The organism is Soehngenia sp. (assembly GCF_055108775.1).
The window spans coordinates 1-5,259 of sequence record NZ_JBSQIL010000093.1 but is presented as its reverse complement, the minus strand read 5'-3'; the positions used below and the strand labels follow the sequence as shown (position 1 = coordinate 5,259).

General features: G+C 33.6%; 5 protein-coding genes. 3 read left to right on the top strand and 2 right to left on the bottom strand.

Annotated elements, in window-relative coordinates:
* The first annotated feature begins 121 nt into the window (after nucleotides 1–121).
* Nucleotides 122–1,234, top strand: coding sequence for a hypothetical protein (locus ACTB1H_RS09020; RefSeq protein ID WP_463262516.1), 1,113 nt, complete (start codon nucleotides 122–124; stop codon nucleotides 1,232–1,234).
* Between the two features lie 183 nt (nucleotides 1,235–1,417).
* Entirely contained in the window at nucleotides 1,418–2,503 is a 1,086-nt protein-coding gene (locus ACTB1H_RS09015) for an FAD:protein FMN transferase (RefSeq protein WP_463262515.1), read from the top strand.
* A gap of 280 nt (nucleotides 2,504–2,783) precedes the next feature.
* Here ACTB1H_RS09015 and ACTB1H_RS09010 read toward each other — a convergent pair whose 3' ends face one another.
* Nucleotides 2,784–3,134: an FMN-binding protein gene (locus tag ACTB1H_RS09010; protein WP_463262514.1), complete on the bottom strand. Its 351-nt coding sequence runs from the start codon at nucleotides 3,132–3,134 to the stop codon at nucleotides 2,784–2,786.
* 116 nt (nucleotides 3,135–3,250) lie between these two features.
* On the opposite strand from ACTB1H_RS09010, the gene ACTB1H_RS09005 reads away from it, so the two are divergent.
* On the top strand, nucleotides 3,251–3,760 hold the full coding sequence (locus ACTB1H_RS09005) for a phosphatidylglycerophosphatase A family protein (protein ID WP_463262513.1): 510 nt from the start codon (nucleotides 3,251–3,253) through the stop codon (nucleotides 3,758–3,760).
* A gap of 28 nt (nucleotides 3,761–3,788) precedes the next feature.
* Here the strand turns inward: ACTB1H_RS09005 and ACTB1H_RS09000 are convergent, their stop codons facing one another.
* Entirely contained in the window at nucleotides 3,789–5,135 is a 1,347-nt protein-coding gene (locus ACTB1H_RS09000) for an alanine/glycine:cation symporter family protein (protein WP_463262512.1), read from the bottom strand.
* Nucleotides 5,136–5,259 lie beyond the last annotated feature (124 nt).

Below are 5,259 nucleotides of genomic sequence, written 5' to 3'. Positions count from 1 at the left end.
AAAACATATCAAAAAAGGGGGGAGACAGCCAAATTGATATAAAATGTTTAAATATCAAAGTTTGGGTGTCTAAATATATCTTTATATTTGACACTACGACTTAAAATATGGGGGGAAATATATGAAAAGAGTATTATCGATTGTACTTATGATAGCTTTGTCAGTTGCACTTTTAGTTGGATGTTCTTCAACTGAAACACCAGTAGAAGAACCAGTACAAACACCAACTCCTGACACAGGAGCAGAAACACCAGCAACTGATGAAGGAACTATTACAAAGTTAGGTTTAGGACATATAGTTTCTATTGCTAAATCAAAAGATAAGGGCGTAGATGCTAACGGAAATCCAGTTAACGCAACAGCTCAAGCAGATGTTATGATAGCTGCAGTAGGATTTGACGCTGATGGAAAAGTAGTAAGTGTATCTATAGATACAGCTCAAACAAGAGTAGCTTTTGATGAAAATATGCAAGTAACAAGCGATGTAAATGCAGAAGTTCCTACTAAGAGAGACCTAGGAGCAGATTATGGCATGGTAAAAGCATCTGGAATTGGCAAAGAATGGTTTGAACAAATGGATGCATTGCAAGAATGGATGATAGGAAAAACTGTAGATGAAATTTTATCTATGGAAACTACCATGAGAGATGAAGCACATCCATCTGTACCAAATGTACCAGAGCTTACTTCATCTGTAACTATTGATGTTGGAGATTATCTAAGAGCAATAGAAGAAGCATGGAATAATTCAATAGATGTAAATGGTGCAGAAAAAGTTGGATTGGGAATTAAGACATCTATAGCTAAATCAGTAAGTGCTGGAACTGATGCAAATGGAAATCCTGTAACTGCAAAAGCTCAAGTAGATACTATGATTTCAGCTGTAGCATTAGATGCAGAAGGTAAAGTAGTTGGGTCAATAATTGATACTGCACAAGTAGTTATACCATTCGATGAAGAAGGTAAAGTAGCGATAGATAAAACTGCTGAACTAAGAACTAAAAATGAATTAAAAGAAGACTATGGCATGGGGAAAGTATCTCCTATAGGAAAAGAATGGTATGAACAAGCTCAAGCTCTAGCAGAATGGATGAAAGGCAAGAGCTTAGATGAAATAAAAGCTATGAAATTAGAAGAAGGAAGACCTGCAGAAGAAGATCTAGTTTCAAGTGTAACAATTCATGTTAATGAATACCTAGTTGTAGTAGAAGAAGCTATAAATAACGCAAAATAATTTAGATTTAAAATTTCAGATAAAAGCATTGGCAAAGTTAGTAATTTCGCTGACTATGCCGATGCTTTTTATTTATTAATGTGAATCTAGAAATAATTAGAAAAATTAAATTAAAATCATTCTTTTAACAGGTTTAATTTGAATATTTTATTTTTTTTTGTTATGATTAATCAGGGTGATATAGTGAAAAAAAGCATAATTTATATTTTAACATTTACAATTTTGATCTCAATTTTAAGCGGGTGTACAAATAAGCCTTCTTATACAAGGTATACAGAGACATTTTTTGATACATTTGATACTGTGATTCAAGTAGTAGGATATACAGAGACAGAGGATGAATTCAGAAATTACACGCAGATAATGCATGAAAGGCTTCTAGAACTGCATAAGTTATTTGATAGATATAACAACTATGAAGGTATAAACAATATTAAAACAATTAACGACAATGCTGGAATTAAACCTGTAAAAGTGGATAGAGAAATAATAGATTTAATAAATTTTTCAAAAGAAATGTATTTTAATAACAAGCAAAGAACAAATATTGCTTTTGGCAGTGTTCTAGATGTTTGGGCTAAATACAGAGATGAAGCTGAACTAGATCCAAATAATGCTAAAATCCCATCAATTGAAGAGTTGGAAGCTGCTAATAAACATACTGATATTAATAAGGTTATTGTTGATGATATAAATAACACTGTATTTTTAGAAGATCCTAATATGCGCTTAGATGTAGGAGCAATAGCCAAGGGATACGCTACAGAGATTGTCATAGATGAGATAAAGGCATTAGGATTTAACTCATTTATTATGAGCGCAGGAGGAAATGTTAAGGCTATAGGAAAGCCTTTAGATGGGGTTAGAGAAAAATGGGGAATAGGTATCCAAGATCCTAATAAAAATGTTTTAACTGATGAAGATAAGGTATTAGACACCATATTTATCAATGATTTATCAGTAGTTACATCAGGAGATTATCAAAGATATTATGTAGTTGGAGAAAAAAGGATTCATCATTTAATTGATCCAGATACTTTAATGCCTGCTACACACTATAGAGCTGTCACGGTGGTAACACCAAATTCGGGAGAGGCAGACTTCTATTCTACCGAATTGTTTTTACTACCATATGAAGAAAGCAGGGAATTAGCAGAATCTATAGATGGATTAGAAGCAATTTGGATTTTTCATGATGGGTCTGTAGAAATGACAGAAGGGTACAAAAAAATATCAAAAAACTATGGAAATGCAACATCAAACAATTAATTAAGAATAAAGAAGGAAACTTATGAAAACAATAGGAATTATTGGAGGAATGGGACCTTTAGCTACTGTTAAATTATTTGAAAAGATAGTGTTAAATACCAGTGTTATCTTAACCAAGTTGGTTGTACAGAACTTTCAGTTGCTGTAGAAATATATAATTTAAAAGAAAGAATAGAAATAGTTGACTCATTAGATTTGCTTGCTAAAAGAGCAATCATTGAATCAGGGGCGAATTTAAATAAAAATGACAGACTCAATATGATTTGAGTCTGTCATAATATTATTTTGCTTGTTCTAAAGCATTGTTAACAGCTTCGATTATACCATTGCTTGTTAGAGTTGCTCCAGAAACTATGTCGACATCAGTTGAATTTTTTTCAACTATAGCAGCAGGTATTTGTTCAAGTGCTGGGTCTGCTATCCCATCAGTTTCTTGTTCTTCGATAACAGTTACTGATGCTATTTTACCATCTTTTATTTCGACAGAAACTTTCAAAGGATGCATTCCTTCGCCTTGACCTTCATATGTTCCGTCTTTATATGTTACTTCTTCACTTCCACCGCTGCTACATCCAACTAATACAAGGGAAAGAACTAACACAGACAAAAGAACTATCATGTACTTTTTCACATTTATCACTCCTTTCTATCTTAAGTATATATATATTATACATATTTTTAACATAAAATTCAAATTTATGTAGTAATTAGGCATAGTAAGGGTAGAAATAAGAAAGAGGTGATTTTATGATCAAAGATAAAAATAGGTATAAGCACAAGTATGACTCTGAAGAATTGAAACAAATGACAATAGATGCTTTAAATAAGCGAGGAGTAACTCTAACAGACATAGCAAATATCGTCTATGAGCTTCAAAAGGAATATCATGATAATTTAACGATTGAAATGTGTTTAGAAAGTCTTGACAAGGTATTATCTAAAAGGGAAATAATCCATGCAGTTCTAACCGGAATCGCATTAGATGAATTAGCTGAGAAGAGAATGCTTCCTGAACCTTTGGAATCTATAATATTAGCTGATGAAGGGCTATATGGAATAGATGAGATTTTGCCTTTGTCGATAGTAAATGTATATGGGACAATAGGTCTTACAAATTTTGGATACTTAGACAAAGTCAAACTAGGAATAATTGGTGAATTAGATAACGAAAAAAAAGAAATATGCAACACTTTTCTGGATGATTTAGTAGCTGCATTAGCTGCGGCAGCAGCAAGCAGAGTTGCACATTCAATGTAAAAAGAAGTAGCCTAGGCTACTTCTTTTTTTATGATAAACCTTCTTTTTTGAAGAACTCTTTAGTCAATTTAATTACGGTTCCACTTAACATTAGAACACCAATTAAGTTAGGAATAGCCATTAAACCATTTAAAGTATCGGCTAAATCCCACAATAATTCTAATCCACCGATAGAGCCAATTATTATAAATGGAATATAAACTATTCTATAAGGCAAAATTGCTTTAGGACCAAATAAATATTCTATACATTTTTCACCATAATAGCTCCATCCAAGTATTGTTGAAAATGCAAATAACATAATTCCTATTGTTACAATATATCCGCCACCTGGAATAGATTCATTAAATGCTTGAGTCGTTAATACAGCTCCTGATGCTCCGCTATCCCAGAGTCCTGAAACCAAAATTGCTAAGGCTGTCATAGTACAGATTACAATAGTATCCATGAATACTTCAAATACACCCCATAAACCTTGTCTAACTGGGTGATCTGTTGTAGCAGCGGCATGAGCTATTGGAGCAGAACCAAGACCAGCTTCATTTGAGAATACTCCTCTGGCAACCCCTTTTGTCATAGCTTGTCTAACTGTTGCACCAGCAAAACCACCTGCTGCTGCACTTCCTGTAAATGCATGAGAAAATATTAGGCCAAAAGCTTCAGGAATATGAGTAATATTTCCTATGATTATTACAATTGCACCTATGATATAAATTGCTGCCATAAATGGAACCAGTTTTTCAGTTACAGCACCAATTCTTTTTATACCACCTATTATTACAAGTGCTGCTAATATTGCGAGAACTATTCCTGTTGCTATAGGAGGAACTTTGAAAGTTTCTTGTAGAGATGCAGCAACTGAATTGGATTGAACCATATTACCTATTCCAAAAGCAGCTATAGCACCAAATATTGAAAATATAATTGCTAACCATTTTAAATTCAATCCTTTTTCGATGTAATACATTGGACCGCCTACAAATCTACCATCTTCAGTTTTTTCTCTGAAATTAACAGATAAAACTACTTCTGAAAACTTAGTTGTCATGCCAAAAATAGCTGAAACCCACATCCAAAAGACTGCACCAGGGCCACCAAGTGCTATGGCTGTTGCAACACCAGCAATATTACCTGTTCCCACCGTTGCAGCTAGTGCGGTTGCTACTGCTTGGAAGGCGGTTACTTCCCCTTCCCCACGTTGTTCTTTGGAGAAAATTTTTAATAGGGTGTTCTTTAGAATGTAGCCCAATTTAGTTATAGCGAAAAATCTTGTTCTAATGCTCAAGTAAATGCCAAGTCCAACTAATAGAATGAGCATTGGCGGACCCCAAACGACAGCATTTACAGCAGAATTGATTTGTTCGAATAATTCCATAATATTCCTCCTTATTATTAAATTAATAGCTCGTTGCAAAACTCTACAACTCGCATATTTACTGCCTTTTTTTATATTGAAATGGCTAGATTCCCCCCATTTTGGGTATATATACAGTGTAAAA

Coding starts and splice junctions, on each gene's coding strand:
- ACTB1H_RS09005 (WP_463262513.1), top strand. CDS start 3,251: ATGATCAAAGATAAAAATAGGTATAAGCACAAGTATGACTCTGAAGAA.
- ACTB1H_RS09000 (WP_463262512.1), bottom strand. CDS start 5,135: ATGGAATTATTCGAACAAATCAATTCTGCTGTAAATGCTGTCGTTTGG.
- ACTB1H_RS09020 (WP_463262516.1), top strand. CDS start 122: ATGAAAAGAGTATTATCGATTGTACTTATGATAGCTTTGTCAGTTGCA.